General features: G+C 68.8%; 18 protein-coding genes. 6 read left to right on the top strand and 12 right to left on the bottom strand.

The genetic code is table 11. The features are described 5' to 3' along the window. Positions 1 to 92: 92 nt before the first annotated feature. From murJ to ABEA24_RS52040, 4 genes are read right to left on the bottom strand one after another with little or no spacing between them, the layout of a single operon-like run. Positions 93 to 1,826 (bottom strand): murein biosynthesis integral membrane protein MurJ, encoded by a 1,734-nt coding sequence (murJ, locus tag ABEA24_RS52055; protein WP_345444122.1) that lies wholly within the window; start codon positions 1,824 to 1,826, stop codon positions 93 to 95. Next, positions 1,819 to 3,948, bottom strand: coding sequence for a DUF6049 family protein (locus ABEA24_RS52050; protein ID WP_345444120.1), 2,130 nt, complete (start codon positions 3,946 to 3,948; stop codon positions 1,819 to 1,821). The genes murJ and ABEA24_RS52050 overlap by 8 nt, the downstream gene beginning before the upstream one ends. Then, positions 3,945 to 4,424 carry an NUDIX domain-containing protein gene (locus ABEA24_RS52045; RefSeq protein WP_345444118.1) on the bottom strand — a complete coding sequence of 160 codons (480 nt, stop codon included), beginning with the start codon at positions 4,422 to 4,424 and terminating at the stop codon, positions 3,945 to 3,947. Before ABEA24_RS52045 ends, ABEA24_RS52050 begins: the two co-directional genes overlap by 4 nt. Positions 4,425 to 4,459: 35 nt before the next feature. Then, complete coding sequence (locus ABEA24_RS52040; protein WP_345444115.1) at positions 4,460 to 4,990, bottom strand: aminoacyl-tRNA deacylase; 531 nt, start codon at positions 4,988 to 4,990, stop codon at positions 4,460 to 4,462. A gap of 132 nt (positions 4,991 to 5,122) precedes the next feature. On the opposite strand from ABEA24_RS52040, the gene ABEA24_RS52035 reads away from it, so the two are divergent. The 5 genes from ABEA24_RS52035 (at position 5,123) to ABEA24_RS52015 (ending at position 9,999) form a co-directional block, all read left to right on the top strand. Next, entirely contained in the window at positions 5,123 to 6,541 is a 1,419-nt protein-coding gene (locus ABEA24_RS52035; RefSeq protein WP_425551342.1) for a CCA tRNA nucleotidyltransferase, read from the top strand. Between the two features lie 86 nt (positions 6,542 to 6,627). Continuing rightward, positions 6,628 to 7,902 (top strand): adenosylmethionine--8-amino-7-oxononanoate transaminase, encoded by a 1,275-nt coding sequence (locus ABEA24_RS52030; protein ID WP_345444112.1) that lies wholly within the window; start codon positions 6,628 to 6,630, stop codon positions 7,900 to 7,902. A gap of 110 nt (positions 7,903 to 8,012) precedes the next feature. Further along, positions 8,013 to 8,204 (top strand): hypothetical protein, encoded by a 192-nt coding sequence (locus tag ABEA24_RS52025; protein WP_345444109.1) that lies wholly within the window; start codon positions 8,013 to 8,015, stop codon positions 8,202 to 8,204. Positions 8,205 to 8,305: 101 nt separating this feature from the next. Next, positions 8,306 to 8,824, top strand: coding sequence for a SigE family RNA polymerase sigma factor (locus tag ABEA24_RS52020; protein WP_345444106.1), 519 nt, complete (start codon positions 8,306 to 8,308; stop codon positions 8,822 to 8,824). After that, the gene (locus tag ABEA24_RS52015) at positions 8,821 to 9,999 is read left to right on the top strand and encodes a hypothetical protein (RefSeq protein ID WP_345444103.1); all 1,179 of its coding nucleotides are present in this window, start codon (positions 8,821 to 8,823) and stop codon (positions 9,997 to 9,999) included. The genes ABEA24_RS52020 and ABEA24_RS52015 overlap by 4 nt, the downstream gene beginning before the upstream one ends. 18 nt (positions 10,000 to 10,017) lie before the next feature. On the opposite strand, the gene ABEA24_RS52010 is transcribed toward ABEA24_RS52015, so the two are convergent. From ABEA24_RS52010 to ABEA24_RS51975, 8 genes are all read right to left on the bottom strand, one after another. Then, the gene (locus ABEA24_RS52010) at positions 10,018 to 11,316 is read right to left on the bottom strand and encodes an MFS transporter (protein WP_345444101.1); all 1,299 of its coding nucleotides are present in this window, start codon (positions 11,314 to 11,316) and stop codon (positions 10,018 to 10,020) included. A 76-nt stretch (positions 11,317 to 11,392) separates the two neighbouring features. Beyond that, positions 11,393 to 12,337: an ABC transporter permease gene (locus ABEA24_RS52005; protein ID WP_345444098.1), complete on the bottom strand. Its 945-nt coding sequence runs from the start codon at positions 12,335 to 12,337 to the stop codon at positions 11,393 to 11,395. Between the two features lie 12 nt (positions 12,338 to 12,349). Then, positions 12,350 to 13,336, bottom strand: a complete 987-nt coding sequence (locus tag ABEA24_RS52000) for an ABC transporter permease (protein ID WP_345444095.1) — start codon at positions 13,334 to 13,336, stop codon at positions 12,350 to 12,352. Positions 13,337 to 13,345: 9 nt separating this feature from the next. After that, on the bottom strand, positions 13,346 to 14,407 hold the full coding sequence (locus ABEA24_RS51995; RefSeq protein WP_345444092.1) for an ABC transporter ATP-binding protein: 1,062 nt from the start codon (positions 14,405 to 14,407) through the stop codon (positions 13,346 to 13,348). Further along, positions 14,404 to 15,486, bottom strand: coding sequence for an ABC transporter ATP-binding protein (locus tag ABEA24_RS51990; RefSeq protein WP_345444089.1), 1,083 nt, complete (start codon positions 15,484 to 15,486; stop codon positions 14,404 to 14,406). Before ABEA24_RS51990 ends, ABEA24_RS51995 begins: the two co-directional genes overlap by 4 nt. 177 nt (positions 15,487 to 15,663) lie before the next feature. Continuing rightward, a complete protein-coding gene (locus tag ABEA24_RS51985; RefSeq protein WP_345444086.1) occupies positions 15,664 to 17,469 on the bottom strand; it encodes an ABC transporter substrate-binding protein in 1,806 nt (601 codons plus the stop codon). A 497-nt stretch (positions 17,470 to 17,966) separates the two neighbouring features. Further along, the gene (locus tag ABEA24_RS51980; protein ID WP_345444083.1) at positions 17,967 to 19,046 is read right to left on the bottom strand and encodes an inositol-3-phosphate synthase; all 1,080 of its coding nucleotides are present in this window, start codon (positions 19,044 to 19,046) and stop codon (positions 17,967 to 17,969) included. A gap of 44 nt (positions 19,047 to 19,090) precedes the next feature. After that, positions 19,091 to 19,663 (bottom strand): PadR family transcriptional regulator, encoded by a 573-nt coding sequence (locus tag ABEA24_RS51975; protein ID WP_345444081.1) that lies wholly within the window; start codon positions 19,661 to 19,663, stop codon positions 19,091 to 19,093. Between the two features lie 201 nt (positions 19,664 to 19,864). On the opposite strand from ABEA24_RS51975, the gene ABEA24_RS51970 reads away from it, so the two are divergent. Continuing rightward, on the top strand, positions 19,865 to 20,263 hold the full coding sequence (locus tag ABEA24_RS51970; RefSeq protein ID WP_345444079.1) for a DUF5318 family protein: 399 nt from the start codon (positions 19,865 to 19,867) through the stop codon (positions 20,261 to 20,263). Positions 20,264 to 20,399 lie beyond the last annotated feature (136 nt).

Genomic DNA, 20,399 nt, shown 5'->3' with positions numbered 1-20,399 from the left:
CACATTCCCGCCCGATGGTAGGACGCTCGAGGAGCGTCGCTGGATTACTACCCGGCGCGAGTCGCGCTCTCCCACCTTACGGGCAGCGCGTCCTAACTCGCCCCACGACCGGGCAATCTGGCCATCATGGTTCGTTGCAGGGTCTCCACCTCGGGGATTCGTAGAACGCGTGCCACCAGCGCGTACAGCACCAGCGCGCCACCGCCGCCGACCGCCAGGACGCCTAGCGACGAGATCACGTGGTAGTAGAAGAACTTGAAGCTGAGCAGGTGCACCCCGAGCGCGAACACGAACGCCGGGACGGTCGCGATGGCGATCTTGATGTGGGCGGTGACGATGTGCCGGGCGCCGAGGCCGTTCAGGCGGCGGCGCAGGATCAGGGCCGCCACGACGCACCCGAACGTCCAGGAGATGCCGAGGGCGATCGAGATGCCCTCGACGATCTTGTCCGTGGGCAGCGTGTAGTAGCCGACCAGGCCGATGCTGATGCTGATCGCGACGTTGAAGATCGCCATCATGGCGGGCGTCCGCGTGTCGGCGAGCGCGTAGAACACCCGGAGCAGCAGCTGGTAGATCGCGAACGGCACGAGCGCGAACGTGAACGCCTGCAGCACGTTCGCGATCATCAACGCGCCGGAGATCTGCGTCGACCCGTGTGCGAAGAACAGTGTGCTGAGCTCGGGCGCGAGCGCGAACAGCAGCGCGGCGGACGGGACGATGACCACCGAGGAGAGGTTCAGCGCGGAGGACATGTCCTCGCGCACCAGGTCGAACCGCCGGTCGGAGGCGTGCCGGCTCATCCGCGGCAGCAGCGCCGTGACCACCGAGACGCCGACGATCGCGTATGGCAGCTGGAACAGCAGGTAGGCGTTGGTCCACGGCGTCAGGCCGACGCCGTACGGGATGCCCTTGTCCGCGCCGCGCTGCCCGGCGCTGTTGGCGATGTTCGTGTTGACGACGAAGCCGACCTGCTGGATCGCGACGTACAGCAGCGTCCACAGCGCCATGCCGCCGACCGGGGCGAGTTCCTCGCGGCGGAAGTCGAACCGCGGCCGGTATCGGAAACCGACCTTGCGCAGGGACGGCCACATGGCGATCGTCTGGATCACGATGCCGAGTGTGGTGCCGCCCGCCAGCAGGATGATCTCGGTGTGCGTGATGTTCGCGGGGCCGGCGCCCGTACCGGCCACGAAGAGGAACGCGAGGCCCACCGCGATCACGACGACGTTGTTGAGCACCGGCGTCCACATGGGCGCGGCGAAGCTGCCACGCGCGTTGAGTGACGCGCCGGCCAGCGCGCCGACCCCGTAGAAGAAGATCTGCGGCAGGAAGAACAGCGCGAAGATGACCGCCAGGTCGTGCTTCTGCTTGTTGTACGAGCTCGCGTACAGGTCGACCAGCAGCGGGGCGCACAGCATCGCCACCGCGGTCAGTGCCAGCAGGGCCCCGAGCACGAGCGTCAGCAGGCGCGCCTCGTACTCCTCGCCGTACTTGCGGTCCTTCTCCAGCGCGCGGACCAGCATCGGCACGTGCACGGCGGTGAGCACGCCGCCTAGGAGCAGGTCGTAGATGACGTTGGGAAAGGTGTTCGCGGTGTTGTAGACGTCGCCGAGTGCCTGGGTGCCCAGCGCCACGACGAGCACCGCTGTGCGGATGAAGCCGGTGAGCCGGGAGGCGATGGTGCCCAGGGCCATGACGGCGCTGGACTTCAGCAGCCCGCTCACTCCGCGGCCGCGGCCGGGCTCCTCGGTGGGTTCCTCGGGGGAGATCGCTGGGAGATCGGTCGCCGTCACGGCTACCTCGGGAGTGGGTTCGGCCTCAGCCACCGGTCGTGTCCTCCGCTTCCTCACCTCGGCGCCGGATCACGCGATATCCGACGCCGACGAAGAGTACGGCAAGTGAGACGCCGGTGATGAGCAGCGCGGTTCGCGCGTAGGCCGTCGCGCGGACCTGGAGCATGAGCGGCTGGGTGATGGGCTGGTCGTCGGGGCCCAGGAGATCGATGTTGACGTAGGCGGGGCCGTTGGCCGCGGCCTTCATGTACAGGTTGACCGTCTCCTTGTGGCCGGCCTCGAGCGTGATCTCGCTCTGCTTCGGCCCGGGGCCTTCGACGCGGAGCCTGGCGGCGTTCTGCGAAGTGGCGCGCAGCCGTACCTTGATCGTGCCGTGTTCGAGCTCGTTGGAGACCGTGATCGGCACCTGCCCGGACTTGCCGGCCAGGTCGAGGCTGGGTTTGAGCACTCTGATCTTGCTCTGGGCGCTGCGCAGCTCGTTGTCCAGCGTCTGCCGCAGCTTCGACCCGGCCCGGGTCTGGTCGTTCCAGGCCGAGGACTCGAGCCGCGTCACGCCGAGGGTGAAGCCGCTGGCCGGCGGCTCGAAGACGTTGGTGAACCGCCCCACGTCCACGCTGAGGTCCTTCACCTGCCCCAGGTAGCGCTTCGAGAGCCCGTTCTGGCTCTTCTGCGGCTGGAAGGTGCGCGGCTGCGCCGTCTGCCGCTCGACGGAGCCGAGGGAGATCTCCTTGAGCCACGGTGCGTGGGCGGAGAGGTACAGCAGGTCCTTGGCGAAGACGGGGCCCGGTTCCCAGCGACGCGGCGGCACGATCACCACGGTGCGGGAAGGGGCGTACGGCCGCTCGTTCGTGACCATGGCCGTCTCGGCGAGGAACCGCTGCTCGGCGAGGGCGACCCCGCCCGGCTCGTCGGTGTCCGTCGCGAGGACCTTGTTGATCGTGTCGTCGAACGCGACGAGCTTGACGTTCTGGCCGCCGACCTGTTTCCGGGCGACGGGATCGGCGGTGTAGTTCTGATTGGGATGGGGCAGGACGGTGCTGTTGAGCAGGATCGTGTGGGCACCGGCCTTGACGAGGTTCGTGAGGGTCTGCTGGTCGGCGAGACCGTCCGGAGGGACCGCCACCGACGTGCTCTCCAAGGGCAGCTTGGCCCGCGTGAGCGCCTGGGACACCGCAGCGCCGGCGGCCGTCTTGATGTGCGAGGACATCCGGGCCCGGGAAAGCGCCATGACGTCGGGGTCGGCATACGGCGTGGCGATGACGCGTTTGTTGCCCCCGAGTGCCTGCCGCAGGCTGGTCAGCCAGGAGTTCGCGGCGACGCTCTGCGGCTGGTGCGCGGTGCCCTTGGCGGTCTTGATCGTGTAGCCGTCCTTGCCCGACATGGACGCGGCGTCGTCCGCCAGTCCCGGGTCGACCAGCCAGCTGACCGACTTGTAGGGGGCGGCCGCGGTGACCAGGTCGGCGAGCCGCCCGCCGGAGTTGAGCATGCGTTCGAGCTTGTCGTCGACGAACGTCGAGTCGTCGGCGCGATGCGGCTGGTCGACCACGGGCCAGACCCACGAGACCTTGGTCTTGTTGACGGTCGTGATGCTCGGGAAGTAGGTGACGAACGTATGCTGCCTGCCGACGACCGTGCCGGCGTTGAGCACTTCGACGGAGATCGGGTAGACGCCGAATTTCGTGAGGTGCATCCGGCTGACGGGCATCTGCAGGGTCCATTGCTGCTGCCCGCCCGGCTGCACGGCTCCGGGCACCGCCTTCGGCGGCCCGGCCAGCGGCGGGTCGGCGATCTTGCCCTCGGCGTACGCATCGAGCGCCCCGCGGCTCTGCACCGATGTCGTGGAGTAGCGCAGACGCACTGACAGCCGCTGGTACGGGCTGTCGGACTGGCTCTGCAGCACACCGCTGAGTTTCAGCGTCTGCGACGGTTTCACGAGGTATTTCGGGCTCACGGAGCCGATGACGACGCCTATGGGCAGCTTCCCAGTGGGCTGCCTCTCCCGGGAGGCCCGCGTGGCGCCAAGCCCGCTGGAGGATCGCGTGGTGCGCCTGGCGTGGTTGGAGGAGGTCGTGCCGTGATGCGGGCGTGGGGGCGCGGCGAGTGCCGGCCCGCCGGTCAGCACCAGCGGGACCACGAGGGCGAGCAGCCGCTTCATGCGGCGCCCGTGAGCAGCTCGGGGACCTTGGCTACCAGAGCCTTCTCGTCGGCGTGGGCGAGGCGCTCTGCCACCTCGTCGAGCGGCACCCAGGCGACCTCGGCGACCTCCGCGTCGCAGTCGGACAGATCCCCTCCAACGGCGACGAGCAGATGGTGGTGCACGGTCTTGTGGACGCGTCTTCGGTCGGCGGAGAACCAGTAGTCGACGGTGCCGAGTGGGGCGATGATCCGGCCGCGGATGCCGGTCTCCTCCTCGACCTCGCGCACGGCCGCCTCCTCGATCGTCTCGTCGGTCTCGACATGCCCTTTCGGCAGCGACCACAGGAGCCGGCCGTCACGGTCGTATCTGGCGATCAGCGCGGCCCGTGGGGCGCCCGTCAGGTCGACGACGAGGCCGCCCGCCGACGTCTCCTCACGGTGACGGCCCGGCGGGCCGGCGGGCCGACGACGACTCGGTCTGCGCGGGCGGGACACGGCCGCAATCGTAGTAGCCACTCGACCGGTTTCGGTCAGTGATCCGTTTGACGCGTTGCCTCTGAGGCGCGTGTGCAAGGGATCGGCGTCGGCTTGGCGTCACAGAGCGCGAACAGGTCCAGGGTGTGGATCCCGAGGGCCGTCCACGCCTCGCCCGTGGTCGTGTAGACGATGTCGTCGACGCAGGCGGCCTGCTGGTCCACGAACATGGCCATGTCGGCGGGCAGCAGCAGGGGGGCGACCAGATCGGCCGCGTAGTCGGTGACCTCGTTGACCAGGTCGGCCGGGGCGGGACGCACCTCCGGCACACCGAGGGCGTCGGCGATGACCGCCGGCGCGGGCCGGGCACCCGCAGTGACGATCACGGCGATGAGGTGGTGACCTTCGGTGTACGCGCGGTGTGGTTCGTACGGAAGATAGACGCGCGTGCACAGGCAGCGGAACGGCGGGAGGCCGAGCACCTCGGGAAGATCGTCCGCGCCGCTGATGTGCTTGGGCAGGCGTACGATCTCGTGGGCCGTCTGGCGCTCGAGCAAGAGCCGATGGATGGAGAGTGCATCCTTCATCGTGGTCTCCGTGCCTTGTCCAGGCAATTTACCCCGATTTCGCCGCATTAGCGGATCACGGAAGCGGGGATTCGCGTTTTGCCCGCCACGTGCGAGGACCTACTCTCGATTGCCGTGCCGAACGACCACGACGTGACCTCCGACCACCACCCGGCAGTCAGCGAACTGCTACGACGTGTGACGCCCTTCGCCGACGAGCTCGGCCGGCGTTTCGCGGCCGCGGGTCACGAACTCGCCCTCGTCGGCGGTCCCGTACGCGACGCCCTCCTCGGCCGTCCGGTCAACGACCTCGACTTCGCCACGGACGCCCGCCCGGACCGCGTCCTGGAGCTCGTCAGGGGCTGGGCGGACGCCGTCTGGACGATCGGCATCGAGTACGGCACGATCGGGCTGCGCAAGGGCGATCACCAGCTCGAGATCACCACGTACCGGAGCGAGTCGTACGACCCCGACTCGCGCAAGCCCGACGTGACGTACGGCACCTCCCTCGAAGGCGACCTCGCCCGCCGTGACTTCGCGGTCAACGCCATGGCGGCCCGCCTGCCCGGCCACGAGTTCGTGGACCCCTTCGGCGGCCTGAACGACCTGAAGCTCAAGGTCATCCGGACCCCTGGACGCCCCGAGGACTCCTTCGGCGACGACCCGCTGAGGATGCTGCGCGCCGCGCGGTTCGCCGCGCAGCTCGGATTCCAGGTCTCCCCCGAGACCGTCGGCGCCATGAAGGCCATGGCCGACCGGATCGAGATCGTGTCGGCCGAGCGGGTCCGCGACGAGCTGTCCAAGCTGCTGCTCGGCGCGCACTCCCGTGCCGGCATCACGCTGCTGGTCGAGACCGGCCTGGCCGACCGGGTGCTGCCCGAGATCCCGAAGCTCAAACTGGAGATCGACGAGCACCACCGGCACAAGGACGTCTACGAGCACTCGCTGATCGTGCTCGAGCAGGCGATCGCCCAGGAGGAGGACGGTCCGGACCTCGTCCTGCGGCTGGCCGCCCTGCTGCACGACATCGGCAAGCCGAAGACCCGTTCCTTCGTCGAGGGCGGGCGCGTGACCTTCCACCACCACGAGGTCGTCGGCGCGTCGATGACCAAGAGCCGCCTCACCGCGCTGCGGTACCCCAAGGACGTCGTCGCCGACGTCTCCCGCCTCGTCGAGCTGCACCTGCGCTTCCACGGGTACGGCACGGGCGAGTGGACCGACTCGGCGGTGCGCCGCTACGTCCGCGACGCCGGGCACCTGCTGCCCCGCCTCCACAAGCTCACCCGCGCCGACTGCACCACCCGCAACCGGCGCAAGGCCGCCGCGCTGGCCCGCACGTACGACCAGCTCGAAGAGCGGATCGCCCGGCTCCAGCAGGAGGAGGAGCTCTCCAAGATCCGCCCCGAGCTGGACGGCAACGAGATCCAGCAGATCCTCGGCATCAAGCCCGGCCCGGCGGTCGGCAAGGCGTACAAGTTCCTGCTCGACGTGCGCCTGGACCGCGGCCCCATCGGCAAGGAGGCCGCCACGGAGGCGCTCCGGGAGTGGGCGCGCGAGCAGGAGCTCGGTTAGGGCCTGCCCCGGAGTCCCCGCCCGCGCAGCAGGACGGCGGGGCTTCGGGACAGGTCCCAGGCCGGCCCGGGATGCGATGATGGCGCATGGCCCCTGAGGAGCTGCTCGCGTTCGACCGGGAGCACATCTGGCATCCGTACGCTCCGATGCCCGCGACCACGCCGGTGCACCCCGTTGTGTCGGCCAGGGGCGTCCGCCTGACCCTCGCCGACGGCCGGGAGCTGATCGACGGGATGTCGTCGTGGTGGGCGGCGATCCACGGGTACGCCCACCCCGCCCTGGACGCGGCCGTCACCCGCCAGCTCGGCGCCATGGCCCACGTGATGTTCGGCGGCCTCACCCATCCCACGGCCGTCCGCCTCGCCGAGCTGCTGATCGACGCCACGCCGGAGCCGCTCACGAAGGTCTTCTTCGCCGACTCCGGATCGGTCTCGGTCGAGGTCGCGATCAAGATGGCCCTGCAGTACTGGCGGTCGCGCGGCCGTACGGGCAGGACCCGGCTGTTCACCGTGCGCGGCGGGTACCACGGCGACACGTTCGCCACGATGGCCGTCTGCGACCCGGTCGGGGGCATGCACCACCTGTTCACGGACGTGCTGCCCGCCCACGTCTTCGCGCCGCTGCCCCCGGCGGCGTACGACGCGACGTACGCCGCCGAGCTCGAACGCCTCGTCGCCGCCCACGCCCACGAGCTGGCCGCCATCATCGTCGAGCCGGTCGTCCAGGGGGCGGGCGGCATGCGGTTCTACGACCCGGCGTACGTCCGCCTGCTGCGCGAACTGGCCGACGAACACGACGTGCTGCTGATCCTCGACGAGATCGCCACCGGGTTCGGCCGGACCGGCGCCCTGTTCGCCTGTGAGCACGCCGGGGTCAGCCCGGACATCATGTGCGTCGGCAAGGCGCTGACCGGCGGCTACCTGACGCTGGCCGCGACCCTCTGCACCGACCGGGTGGCCCGGGGGATCAGCGAGGGCGAGGCCGGCGTGCTCATGCACGGCCCGACGTACATGGCCAACCCACTCGCGTGCGCGGTCGCCACCGCCTCCCTCGAACTCCTGCGCGAGCGGGACTGGCAGGCCGAGGTCGCCGGGATCGAGAAGCTCCTCACGGCGGGCCTGGAACCCGCGCGCGACCTGCCCGGCGTCGCCGACGTCCGGGTGCTGGGCGCGATCGGCGTCATCGAGCTGACCGACCCGGTGGACATCGCCGCCGTCCAGGACACCGTCATGGCCCACGGCGTGTGGCTGCGCCCGTTCCGCAACCTGATCTACACGATGCCGCCGTACGTGACGCCCGAGGCCGACCTGGCGCGCGTCACGACGGCGATGGTCGCCGCCGCGCGGCGACACGCGGGCTGAGGGAATCTCCGCCGTCTCCGGCGTCCCGGCCATGCCGGCGAAGATCGAAAGGGCGGCATAGCGGCCGTGGTCCGAAGGCGTCTCAAGGGGGACGCACTTCGGAGGTGACGATGGCTGTCACAGGCCACACGGTGCACGTGAGCGCCGCCACGGACCTACCGCCGGTCGAGAGCAGGGTGAGCCGCCTGCTCGAAGCCCTTCGCCGGAGCGTGGCGCTCCTCCTCGGCCCCGACGCGCCCCTGCACGAGGGGGACGATTCGCACGGCCTGAGCCACGACGGTGACCTCGATGAGCTGTGGTGACCGAGTCCGGCCGTCCGGGCGTGATCGATTACTTGCCGGGAGACGCATAGTCGCGTGAGTCCGGACGCGTCTCAAGGGGGCGATGACCTTCGGAGGTGACGATGGATGCCGCGGCTGAGCGACATTTCCGCGAGTTCGTGGTGGCGCGGTCGCCGGCGCTGATGCGTCTGGCCTTCCTGCTGACCGGCGGTGACCGGCAGTCGGCCGAGGACCTGCTGCAGACCGCGCTCGCGAAGACGGCGGCCCGCTGGCGGACCGTCGGCGACCCGGACGGCTACGTGCGGCGCGTCATGTACCACCAGCAGGTGAGCTGGTGGCGGCTCAAGTGGCGCTCGCGCGAGACCCAGGTCGCCGTCCCGCCGGAGCGGGCCCACGAGGACGACACCTCGGCCGTGGAACTGAAGATCACCGTACGCCGGGCGCTGGCCCGGCTCACCCCCAAGCAGCGGGCCGTGCTCGTGCTGCGCTTCTTCGAGGACCTGCCGGAGACCGAGGTCGCCCGGATCCTCGACTGCAGCGTCGGCACCGTGCGCAGCACCACCCACCGATCCCTCGCCCGCCTGCGCGAACTCTCCCCCGAACTCGCCGCGCTGAAGAACATCACGGAGGTCCGACCGTGAAGCTGGAGACGCTCGTCCGGCAGTCACTCGAGGAATGGTCGGCCGAGGCCCAGGTGCCGGCCGGGCTGGCCGATCGTGCGCTGCGCCGCAGGACCCGGCGGCGGATCCGCGGCATCGCCCTGGTCGCGGGGGCGGCGGCCGCCGTCGCGGCGACGACGCTCACGGTCGACGTCGGGACCCGGCCGGCCCCGCGCCCGGCGACGAGTCACGCGCCCATGGACACCTCACTGCACACCGACCCCACGCATTCGCCGCCTCAGCGGTTCGTCGCGGCGGGCCAGACGGCGCTCTCCGCGTACTACATCCGGAAGCAGTCGTCCGTGGGTGGGCACACGGTGTTCCAGGACACCTGGTACCTGTACGACGCCGCGACGGGCGGCTACCAGAGGACGCCCTGGGCGCACCTCGACGTCGCGCCCGGCCTCCGGCGAGCCGCCGTCCTCGAAGGCCCGCTGCCGACCGCCCGGGTCGGCCTGCTGGACATGAAGACCCAGAAGGTCACCCGCTGGATCACGCTGGAGCACCGGGCCGGAGGCCTGGCCTGGTCCCCGGATGGCGAGCGGCTGCTCGTGACCACCTATGGCCGCTCCCCGGACGTGCTCGCCGGTCCGCGGACGAGTTCGCGCACCGGGTACTACCTGGTCAATGTCGCGTCCGGCAAGGCGGCATTCCACACCCTCCCGGCGGCCACGGACGACTTCAACGCCAGGCAGGATCTCGGCTGGAGCCGGAGCGGGGGACTGCTGTGGGCGCCGACGAGCACGACTCCGGCCAGGAGGTTCTACGACCTGACCGGCACGCCGCAGCCCGCGCCGCCCGGCGAGGACGACATTCAGGCCGATCAGGCGGGACTGTCCCCGAGCGGTCGCTACCTCGCGCGGGGGAACCCGTACGCGGGCCCTGGCAGACCCAGGACGCGCGGCCCCGCCACGGCCGTCGAGGACGTCACGACGTCGAAGGCGGCCGGCATCCAGCCGGTCGAACAGCTCCGAGCCTGGGCGGATGACGCCCATCTGATCGCGCTCGCGTGCGACGTCAAGAAGTGCACCGGAAGAGGGGAGTTCCGTAACCGGCTGGTGCTGGTGAGCGTCGACGGCAAGACCGTGACCCCGCTCACCGGGTACCAGATCAATGACGCGCCCGGCGCTTGGAATCCGCTCTTCACCCACCGCTGAGACCGGCCACCGCCGACCTCAGACGGTGCTACCGGCGGTGGCGACACTCGGAGAGTTCTTCGCGGACAGCCAGTACAGCAGTGCAGACAGGGCGTAGCCGCCGCCGATGAGGGCGAGGACGCCGTAGGACTTGCCGTTCGCGGGCAGGAGGGCGGCGGCGACGGCGAAGCCGGCGACGTACAGGCCGTTGAAGAGCATGTCGTAGAAGGAGAAGACCCGGCCGCGGAAGGCGTCGGCGATGGACGTCTGCACGATCGTGTCGACGCAGAGCTTCACGCCCTGGGAGACGAGCCCGAGCACGAAGGCGCCCAGGATGAACGGCACCGGGGAGAACGGCGCCGCGAGGATCACCTCGGCGACGCCGGCGAACACCAGTTGGGCCGTGATCCAGGACTCCTTGCGGATCCGCCCGGTGACGATGGGTGTGATCACGGCGGCGAGGAAGTACCCGATGCCGGAGACGACGAGGACGACGGCGAACCCGCCGAGCCCGGCCTCGGCGCTGCTCGAGAAGTAGTTCCGGAACAGCAGCACCGTCATGATGGTCGCGATGCCGTAGAGGAAGCGGTGGGCGCCGATCGCGCCGAGCGCCGCGGCGGCCGGGCGCCGGTCCCGTACGTGCCGGGCGCCGTCGAGTAGCCCGTGCAGCACCTGGCCGAGCGCCTCGCGGGTGTCGGTCCGCAGTTCGCTCTGGTCCGGGCCGAGCCGGTCGCGGCCCATGCGCGTGGCGACGAGGGCGGTGGCGACGTAGAGGACGGCGGCGGCGACGAGGACACCGGCGGTGCCGCCCCGGCCGGCGCCGAACAGCACCCGCAGGACGTACCCCACCCCGGCGCCGGCGAAGGACATCATCGTCCCGGAGGTCACCGACACGGCGTTGGCGGTGATGAGCTCCGGTGCCCCGACCACGCGGGGCAGCGCCGCCGACAGCGCCGACAGGAAGAACCGGTTGACGGCGAACACGATCAGCGCCGCGAGGAAGAACAGCAGGCCGTCGTCGCCGCGCATCAGCAGCAGCGCGGTCGCCACCACGGCGACGGCGCGGATGAGCGGCGCGTGGACGAGGATCTGGCGGCGCCGCCACCGGTCGATGAAGACGCCGGCGAACGGGCCGAGCACGGAGTACGGCAGCAGCAGCACCGCGGCGGTGGCGGCCGCCTCCGCGGCACTGGCCTGCTGTTCCGGGGAGAACAGGACGTAGCCCGCGAGGCCCACCTGGAACACGCCGTCGGAGAGCGCCGAGATCACGCGGGTCGTGAACAGGCGGCGGAAGTCCTGACCCCGGATGACCAAGCGCAGGTCGGCGGCGTAGGACACCGACCAAGCGTAAGGCAGCGAAACGGCCGGCCGTCCCCTCGGGGACGACCGGCCGTTTCGCTGCCTTACGCGGCCGCTACTCGAGACGGACGCGCGGGTCGAGGAAGGAGTACACGATGTCGACGATGATGTTCGCGAGGACCACGAAGAACGACGCGATCAGCACGACGGCCATGATCACCGGCAGGTCGCCGGTGGTCAGCGAGCGCACGGTCAGCTGGCCGATGCCCTGCAGGCCGAACACCGTCTCGGTGACGAGCGTGCCGCCGATCAGGACGCCGACGTCCACGCCGAACTGGGTGAGCACCGGGGTCAGCGCGGACCGCAGGCCGTGCCGGTAGATCACCTTGTTCTCCGGGAGGCCCTTCGCCCGCGCGGTGCGGATGTAGTCCTCACCGAGCACGTCCAGCAGCGAGCCCCGGGTCAGCCGGGTGTAGATCGCCGACTGCAGGAGGGCGAGCGTCAGCCACGGCAGCACGAGGTGCTGGAACCACTGGACCGGGTTCTGCTGGAGCGGGACGAAGCCCGAGGCCGGGAAGATCTGGATCTTGTTGGCGAACAGGAACGCCAGCGTCAGCGCGACGACGAACGCGGGCATCGAGATGCCGACGAGGACCGCCGCCGTGATGCCGCGGTCGAGCAGCGTCCGCGCCTTGGTCGCGCTGAGGACGCCGGTGACGACGCCGCTGATGAGCCAGATGACCGCGGCACCGAGGATCAAGGACAGGCTGGCGGGCAGCGCGCTCTTGATCATGTCGGTGACCGGGCTCTGGGTGACGAAGGAGTACCCCAGGTCACCCTTCAGCGTACGCGTCAGGAAGTGCCAGTACTGCACCGTGAGGGGCTGGTCTAGGCCGAGCTTGTGGCGCACCAGGGCGAGCGTGTCCGCCGTCGCCGACTTGCCGGCGAAGCGGGCGGCCGGGTCCTTCGAGGTGGCGAAGAACAGCAGGAAGACGCCCAGGGTGACGATCCACAGCACCACCACGCCGAAGACGATCCGCCGGATCAGGAAACGAAGCATGTCGGTGGTCCCTTACTTCTTCTTCTTTTTCCGGCCGGCCTTCTGGGCCGCGAAGAGACGCTCGGAGCGCGGGTCCAGGGCGTCGCGGACGGCGTCGCCGAGGATGTTGAACGCCAGCGTCGTGATCAGCAGGAAGGCGGCGGGCACGAACAGCGTCCACCAGGCGACCTGGTACGTCTCCGTGGCGTCGCTGAGCATGTTGCCCCAGCTCGGCGTACGGGGGTCGATGCCGGCTCCCAGGAACGAGAGCGTCGCCTCGAAGACGATCGCGACCGGGATCGTCATCGTGGCCAGCACGATCAGCGGGGCGAGCAGGTTCGGGATCACATCGATGAAGATGATCCGCATGTTGCTCGCGCCGAGGGACCGGGCCGCCTCGACGAACTCCCGCTGTTTGATCGAGATGACCTGGCCGCGCACGATCCGGCCGATGGAGGCCCACGAGAAGAAGGTGATGACAAAGATCGTCAGCGGCGTGCTGGCACCGAACGCCGCCGCCAGCGCGATGGCGAACAGCAGGTACGGGAACGACAGCGTCACGTCCATGAAGCGGGCCAGGACGGTGTCGACGACACCGCCGAAGTAGCCCGCCATCGCGCCCACGACGACGCCCAGGATGGTTGCCAGGGCGGTCGAGACGAGGCCGACGATGAGCGAGATGCGCGCGCCGTACACGGCCCGGACGAGCAGGTCACGCCCGAGGCGGTCGGTGCCGAGCGGGTGATGCCCGTTGAGGCCGACCGGCAGGCCGTCCTCGGTGATGCCGAGTTTCCGGTCGCCGAAGGCGGGGGCGTACCCGATCCACTTGGAGATCAGCGGGGCGATCAGCGCCATGACGATGAGCAGGACGATGACCACGAGCGAGATCATCGCCGCCTTGTCGCGACGTAGTCGTGCCCAGGCGAGCTGCCACGGGCTGCGGCCCTGGATGGGCCCGGCCGCCGCTACTTCTCCCGCGGCCGGAAGCGAGGCGTCGGCTTCGAGATCGGTGAGGCTCATTGTCGTCGCCTATGCACTCGGGAGCGTGGGCTCGGTGGACAGCTGCTCGATCGCCGCGGTCTCACGGGCGAGGTGCTCCCCGGCCTCGACCGGGAAGTGACACGCGGTGAGGTGATCGGCGGGATCGCCCGGACGCGCGATGAGCTCGGGGACCTCGCCGACGCAGGTCTCCTGCGCCTTGGGGCAGCGCGGGTGGAACCGGCAGCCGGACGGCGGATTGATCGGCGAGGGGACGTCGCCGATGAGGACGATGCGGTCCCGTTGCTCGGCGGCGTCCGGGTCGGCGACCGACGCGGCCGACAGCAGCGCGTTGGTGTACGGGTGCCGGGGGCGCTCGTACAGCTCCTCGCCATCCGCCGTCTCGCCGATCTTGCCGAGGTACATGACGGCGACCCGGTTGGACACGTAACGGACCACCGACAGGTCGTGGGCGATGAAGATGTACGTGAGGCCGAGCTCGTCCTGCAGGTCCTTCAGCAGGTTGATGACCTGCGCCTGGATCGACACGTCGAGCGCCGAGACCGGCTCGTCGCACACGATGAGCTTGGGCTTGAGCGCGAGGGCCCGCGCGACGCCGATGCGCTGCCGCTGCCCGCCGGAGAACTCCGCGGGGAACCGGTTGTAGTGCTCGGGGTTGAGACCCACGAGCTCCATCAGCTCCTGCACCCGCCGCTTCCGCTCGGCGCCGGAGGCGGTGCCGTGGATGTCGAACGGGTCGCCGATGATCGAGCCGACCCGGCGGCGCGGGTTCAGCGAGCCGTACGGGTCCTGGAAGATCATCTGGACGTCACGGCGGAACTGCTTGCCCGGCTTGTTGCCGATGTCCTGGCCCTCGAAGAGGATGCGCCCCTTGGTGATCGGGTGCAGCCCGGTGATGCAGCGGGCCAGCGTCGACTTGCCGCAGCCGCTCTCACCGACGATGCCCAGCGTCTCCCCGCGGCGTACCTCCAGGTCGACGCCGTCGACCGCGTGTACGCGGCCGATCTCCTTCTTGAAGAAGATCCCCTGCTTGATGGGGAAGTGCTTGTAGACGCCTTCGAGCTTGACGAGGGCGTCACCGCTCTGGCTCACTGTGCCTCCGCGCCCTGGGTGGTGATGTTGGCCGCCGTGGTTCGTCCCGTCGCTACCGCCTGCCGGCGAAGCTCCTCCGCCTCGGGCTTCAGCCCGACGGCCTCGACGGGCAGCCAGCACGCGGACCGGTGGTTCGGATCGGTGCCGCCGTCCCCGTCGAGCACCGGCCGCAGCTGCGGCTCATCGGTGACGCACCGGTCCATGATGTACGCGCAGCGAGGGTGGAACGTGCAGCCCGTCGGGGGGTTGATGAGGGAGGGCGGCTGACCGGGAATCGGCTTGAGCCGGTCCTTCGCCCCGCTGGAGCCGGGGATCGACTCGAGCAGGCCCTTGGTGTACGGGTGGTGCGGCCGGTAGTAGAGAGTTCGCCGATCGGCGAACTCCACGGGCTTTCCGCCGTACATCACCAGCACGTCGTCGGCGAGGTCGGCGATCACTCCCAGGTCGTGCGTGATCATGATCAGCGCGCTGTCGAACTCCCGCTGAAGGCGCAGCATGAGGTCGAGGATCTGCGCCTGGACGGTCGCGTCCAGCGCGGTCGTCGGCTCGTCCGCGACGATCAGCTTGGGATTCAGCGCGAGCGCCATCGCGATCATCGCGCGCTGCCGCATACCGCCGGAGAACTGGTGCGGGAAGTCGTCGACCCGCTGGTCCGGCTGGGGGATGCCCACCATGCCGAGGAGCTCGACCGCCCGCTTGCGGGCCTGTGCCTTCGTGACCTCGGGCTCGTGCTGCCGGATCATCTCGACGATCTGCCGGCCCACCTTGTACAGCGGGTGGAGGCTGGACAGCGGATCCTGGAAGATCATCGCGATCTCTTTGCCGCGGATCCGCCGGAGCTGCTCGTCGCTCATGGTCAAGAGATCTTGACCTTCGAACAGAGCCCGCCCTTCGATTCGTGCGCCGGCCGTGAGCCCGAGGAGCGTCTGGGTGGACACGCTTTTACCTGAGCCGGACTCGCCGACGATGCCGAGGGTTTGCCCCCGGTCAACACTGAACGACACCCCACGGACGGCTTTGACCACTCCGTCGGAGGTATCGAAGGAGACCTTTAGGTCATGGACCTCGAGAAGGCTCATGTCCTCCCCTTCGAGAACTGGTTAGAGAGCAGAGCCACAGCATGTTTACCTGATGGGAGCGGTCTCGGCGACATCGACCGAGGCCAGGATGCCAGGCGATCTGCGCGGGGATGTGCATGTGACGCGGCCGGGCACCGGAATCCGGGGCCCGGCCGCATCGCGTGGGAGGGGTGGGGGTCAGCTACCGCTGAGCCACAGGTTCGTGAAGTCGAACTGCTGCGCGATCGGGAGCCAGGTGGCGCCCTTGACCTTCGAGGAGTGGTACCACGGGGTCTTCTGCGCCATGAAGGGCACGATCGCCGCGTCCTTCATGATCTGCTGGTCGGCCTGGTGCCAGAAGTTGGCGGCCTCGTCGACGGTCTTGGCCTCCAGCGCCTTGTCGATCAGGCCGTTGGTGACCGGGCTGTCGTAACCACCGTAGTTGGAGGTGCCGTCGGCCCAGTTGCGACCGTCGAACAGCGGCGAGACGACCGCACGCCCGTTGTTACCGAACCAGTCCGGCACCCAGCCGGGAGCGGCGACGTCCCACTTGCCGGCGATGGTGTTGTCGGTCTTCTGCAGGAACTGCGAGTAGAAGTCCGCCTGCGGCACCGGCACGCCCGTGACGGTGATGCCGCACGCCTGGAGGTCCTGCGCGTAGCTCTGGAAGATCGCCGGGTGGTTACCCGCCTGCCGGTACGCGGCCTTGATCTTCAGGCCGTTCGGGTAGCCGGCCTCCGACAGCAGCTGCTTGCACTTGGCCGGGTCGCCCTGGCTGCCGTTGGTCGGGTACAGGTTGTAGTCCTGGTAGCCGACGCTGTCCGGCGGGATGATGGTGTTCAGCGGCGTGTTGTACTTCGGGCCGCCGTAGACCTTCGCCAGCGCGACCTTGTTGATCGCGTACTCGATGGCCTGCCGAACCTTGAGGTTCTGCATGGCCTTCTTCTCGTTCGGGCTCTTCAGGTTGAAGACCAGGTACGGGTTCGAGATGGGCGGGCCGTTGACCGTCAGGTTCGGGTCGTTCTTCGTGGCCAGGCGGCCGAGCGCCGACGCCGGCACCGGCTGGTCGAGCGAGATGTCGGCCGAGCCGCCCTCGAGCTGCTGCTGAACCGCCTCGGGCGAGCCCTGGCCCTCGGTGACCGTGATCCGGTCCACCCACTGGTTGTGGAGCGGGTCCGACTCCTTCTTCCAGTTCGGGTTCTTGTCCAGGACGATCGACTTGTTCGGGTCGTACGAGGTGATCTGGTACGGCCCGGCCGAGACGAGGTGCTTGAACTGGTCCGTGCTGCCCGGCACGTACTGGTAGTACTCGACCGGCACCGCCGACGCGAACGTCATGCCCAGGAGGCTGATGAAGTCAGAGGCGGGCTTCGTCAGCACGAACTGGATCGTGTAGTTGTCCAGCGCCTTGACACCCGAGATCTCGTGACCGTTCTCGTAGTCCGCGATCCCCTTGGGGTCCTGCTGGAGCTTCTTGTCCTTCAGGAAGGGGTCGCAGTAGGACTGCATCCCCTTGATGTTCGGCACGTAGTAGTTCGGCGCGCCGACCGGCGAAGCCGGGTTGCACATGTGCTTGAAAGCGCGGACGAAGTCCCCGGCCACCATCTCACGCGGCGGGCTGGTGTTCCACATCACACCGTGCCGCAGCTGGATCTTGTAGGTCAGGCCGTCCGCGCTGATCCCGCCGTTCTCCGCCGTCGGCATCGACGCGGCGACGTCGGGCACCGGGGTCGAAGCCGCCTTCGGGTCCTTCGACGCCGGGTATGCGAAGAGCTGCCGTGAATACGTGCGCTGGAGGGCGCTCGACGCAGTGCTGTACGCGCTCGTCGGGTCCAGGTTGTCCTGGCCGCCGGCGCCGATGATCCTGAGTGTGCCCCCCTTCTTCGGCTTGCCATCGTCCGAACCGCTGCTGCTGCTGCCAGAACCCCCGCCACAGGCGGCGAGGGCCAGGGCAAGCGTGCCGATCGCGGCGGCAGCTGTCAGCCCTGACTTCCTGCCAATCATGTACGCCCTCCATCCGGCCGATCACGGCCGTCTTGCATCGCGTTGAGCTGCACCAGGTCATGGCGCGTCCAAGGTGGAAGAACACCGTGAGTTACGGCTTCTGTCCAGCTCGGCCTGGTAACGAGTGGTACCAGTTACTCAACCGTTGAGATCACGCAATAAGCTTGTTATTGCTGATGAGCCCACTGTGAGACGAACAGTGCTCTGCGTGTTCACGGAGTTCGGCGGCACGGTGGCGGGTGTCTCCGCCCGACTCTGCGCACGGTGCCTTCTTTCCCCTGTGACACGGTGAACCCTGCCCGGCCCCGTTGGCCGCCCGGCCGGCTCCGACACGGTCGGTGTCCGGCCGTGGTCCAGGGTATGGGCACAGGTCAGGTGGCCGGTACCCGGGGTTACGCCCTGTTCTGCCGAAACAGCCGCCGCACATGCGCAGGGCCCGTACACCGTCTGGTGTACGGGCCCTTGCGGGTACGCGTGTGGCGTCTACTTACCGCTACTTACCGCTCCACCTCACCGCGGATGAACGCCTCGACGGCGTCACGGGCCTGGTCGTCGCTGTACTGGACCGGCGGGGACTTCATGAAGTAGGAGCTCGCCGACAGGATCGGGCCGCCGATGCCGCGGTCCTTGGCGATCTTGGCGGCGCGGACCGCGTCGATGATGACACCCGCGGAGTTCGGGGAGTCCCAGACCTCGAGCTTGTACTCGAGGTTCAGCGGGGTGTCGCCGAAGGACCTGCCCTCCAGGCGGACGTACGCCCACTTGCGGTCGTCGAGCCACGGCACGTGGTCGGACGGGCCGATGTGCACGTCGGCTTTTGCCATCTCGTGCGGGATCTGCGAGGTGACCGACTGGGTCTTGGAGATCTTCTTCGACTGGAGGCGCTTGCGCTCCAGCATGTTCATGAAGTCCATGTTGCCGCCGAAGTTGAGCTGGTACGTGCGCAGCAGCTCGACCCCGCGGTCCTCGAACAGCTTGGCCATCACGCGGTGCGTGATGGTCGCGCCGACCTGGGACTTGATGTCGTCACCGACGATCGGGACGCCGGCGTCGGTGAACTTCTGGGCCCACGCCGGGTCGCTGGCGATGAAGACCGGCAGCGCGTTCACGAAGGCCACGCCGGCGTCGAGGCAGCACTGGGCGTAGAAGCGGTCCGCCTCCTCCGAGCCCACCGGCAGGTAGGAGACGAGCACGTCGGCCTGGGTGTCCTTGAGGATCTGGACGACGTCGACGGGCTGCTCGTCCGACTCGTCGACGATCTCGCGGTAGTACTCGCCGAGACCGTCGAACGTGTGACCACGCTGCACCGTGATGCCGGACGGCGGCACGTCGCAGATCTTGATCGTGTTGTTCTCGCTGGCGACGATCGCCTCGGACAGGTCACGACCGACCTTCTTGGCGTCGACGTCGAAGGCGGCGACGAACTCCAGGTCACCGACGTGGTAGTCGCCGAACTGGACGTGCATTAGACCAGGGACACGAGTTTCGGGCGAGGCGTCCTTGTAGTACTCGACTCCCTGGACGAGCGAGCTCGCGCAGTTGCCGACACCGACGATGGCCACGCGCACTGAACCCATCCGGATGCTCCTTTACTCTCTTTGCGGGGGGACGCCTTGCGTCCTCAGCCGTTGCTCTCATCTGCTTGCTGTGCGCGCTCGCGCCCGATCAGCTCGTTGAGCCACCGGACTTCGCGCTCGACCGACTCCAACCCGTGCTGCTGGAGCTCGAGCGTGTAGTTGTCCACACGCTCCCGCGTACGGGCCAGCGCGGCCCGTACGCTCTCCAGCCGCTCTTCGAGCCGGGTGCGCCGGCCCTCGAGGATCCGCAGCCGTACGTCGGCGCGGGTCTGGGCGAAGAAGGCGAAATGCACTCCGAACCCCTCGTCCTCCCAGGACGCGGGGCCGGCCTCGGACAGGAGCTCCTGAAGGCGCTCCTTACCTTCGGCCGTGAGCTTGTAGACGATCTTCGAGCGGCGGGTGCCTCCCGGACGTGCCGCGACGGGCTCCTCGTCGTCCTCCGTGATCAGCCCCTGCTCGAGCAGTGCCTTGAGGCAGGGGTACAGAGTTCCGTATGAGAACGCGCGGAACATGCCGAGCAGGGTGTTCAGCCGCTTGCGCAGCTCGTACCCGTGCATGGGGGACTCGTGGAGCAGCCCGAGCACGGCGAGTTCCAGCACGCCGGCCTTGCTTCTCATGGTCCCTCCAACTCGACCGCTCGATTCGATGTATCGCTCGAATGTATCGACTCGATACATCAGGACGATACGACGGCTCCCGCCGCCTGGCAAGCGCGGGGTCCCCCGAAGGGCCGAAAGGAGGCGGTGTTCAGGAAAGACGCACGTACGGTGCCTGGAATGTCACGGATCGGGGATTGCGGGCCGTCGTAGTCTGCTGACATGTGGTCCCAGCGACTGGTCGTCGACTACGGGCTCGCCCGGCGGGCCACGCTGACCGAGCTGTCATCCGGCGGCTTGACCGTCGCGGACGCCTGCGACGCCCACCCGTACCTCCTGCGTGCGGCGAAGTATCATGGCGAGCCCACTGACCAGGCCTGTCCTGTCTGCCGGAAGGAGCGGCTCACCCATGTCACGTACGTGTACGGCGACGAGCTGGGGCGGTACGCGGGGCGCGTCAAGGCGACGGGCGAGCTCCAGGAGATGGCCCGGGAATTCGGTGAATTTCGGGTCTATGTGGTTGAGGTATGTCAAGGTTGTGCCTGGAACTACCTGACGCTGTCCTACGTCCTTGGACACGGAGACACAGCTCCCGACCAGGGACAGAGCGTCCGAGAGTAGCCACGCGACTGCGTCGCGTGCCCGGCAGGCGGTCCCCGCTCACTTGCCTACACAGTACTGTCGGACGGATTGAAAAAGCCGTACCCCAGTGAACGAGGTCGCGTGAGTTACAGCAGCGATTACGGGCCAGAGTACG

The organism is Actinoallomurus vinaceus (assembly GCF_039542055.1).
In the GTDB taxonomy this organism is placed as follows: domain Bacteria; phylum Actinomycetota; class Actinomycetes; order Streptosporangiales; family Streptosporangiaceae; genus Actinoallomurus; species Actinoallomurus vinaceus.
Note: the sequence above shows the minus strand (reverse complement) of the source record. Positions and strands in the feature narration are given on the sequence as shown.

Bases quoted from the DNA above. Each gene is read 5' to 3' on its own strand.
- ABEA24_RS51975 (WP_345444081.1), bottom strand. From the start codon at position 19,663: ATGAGAAGCAAGGCCGGCGTGCTGGAACTCGCCGTGCTCGGGCTGCTC.
- ABEA24_RS52005 (WP_345444098.1), bottom strand. From the start codon at position 12,337: ATGCTTCGTTTCCTGATCCGGCGGATCGTCTTCGGCGTGGTGGTGCTG.
- ABEA24_RS52025 (WP_345444109.1), top strand. From the start codon at position 8,013: ATGGCTGTCACAGGCCACACGGTGCACGTGAGCGCCGCCACGGACCTA.
- ABEA24_RS52020 (WP_345444106.1), top strand. From the start codon at position 8,306: ATGGATGCCGCGGCTGAGCGACATTTCCGCGAGTTCGTGGTGGCGCGG.
- ABEA24_RS52050 (WP_345444120.1), bottom strand. From the start codon at position 3,948: ATGAAGCGGCTGCTCGCCCTCGTGGTCCCGCTGGTGCTGACCGGCGGG.
- ABEA24_RS51970 (WP_345444079.1), top strand. From the start codon at position 19,865: ATGTGGTCCCAGCGACTGGTCGTCGACTACGGGCTCGCCCGGCGGGCC.
- ABEA24_RS52040 (WP_345444115.1), bottom strand. From the start codon at position 4,990: ATGAAGGATGCACTCTCCATCCATCGGCTCTTGCTCGAGCGCCAGACG.
- ABEA24_RS51980 (WP_345444083.1), bottom strand. From the start codon at position 19,046: ATGGGTTCAGTGCGCGTGGCCATCGTCGGTGTCGGCAACTGCGCGAGC.
- ABEA24_RS52030 (WP_345444112.1), top strand. From the start codon at position 6,628: ATGGCCCCTGAGGAGCTGCTCGCGTTCGACCGGGAGCACATCTGGCAT.
- ABEA24_RS51985 (WP_345444086.1), bottom strand. From the start codon at position 17,469: ATGATTGGCAGGAAGTCAGGGCTGACAGCTGCCGCCGCGATCGGCACG.
- ABEA24_RS51990 (WP_345444089.1), bottom strand. From the start codon at position 15,486: ATGAGCCTTCTCGAGGTCCATGACCTAAAGGTCTCCTTCGATACCTCC.
- ABEA24_RS52000 (WP_345444095.1), bottom strand. From the start codon at position 13,336: ATGAGCCTCACCGATCTCGAAGCCGACGCCTCGCTTCCGGCCGCGGGA.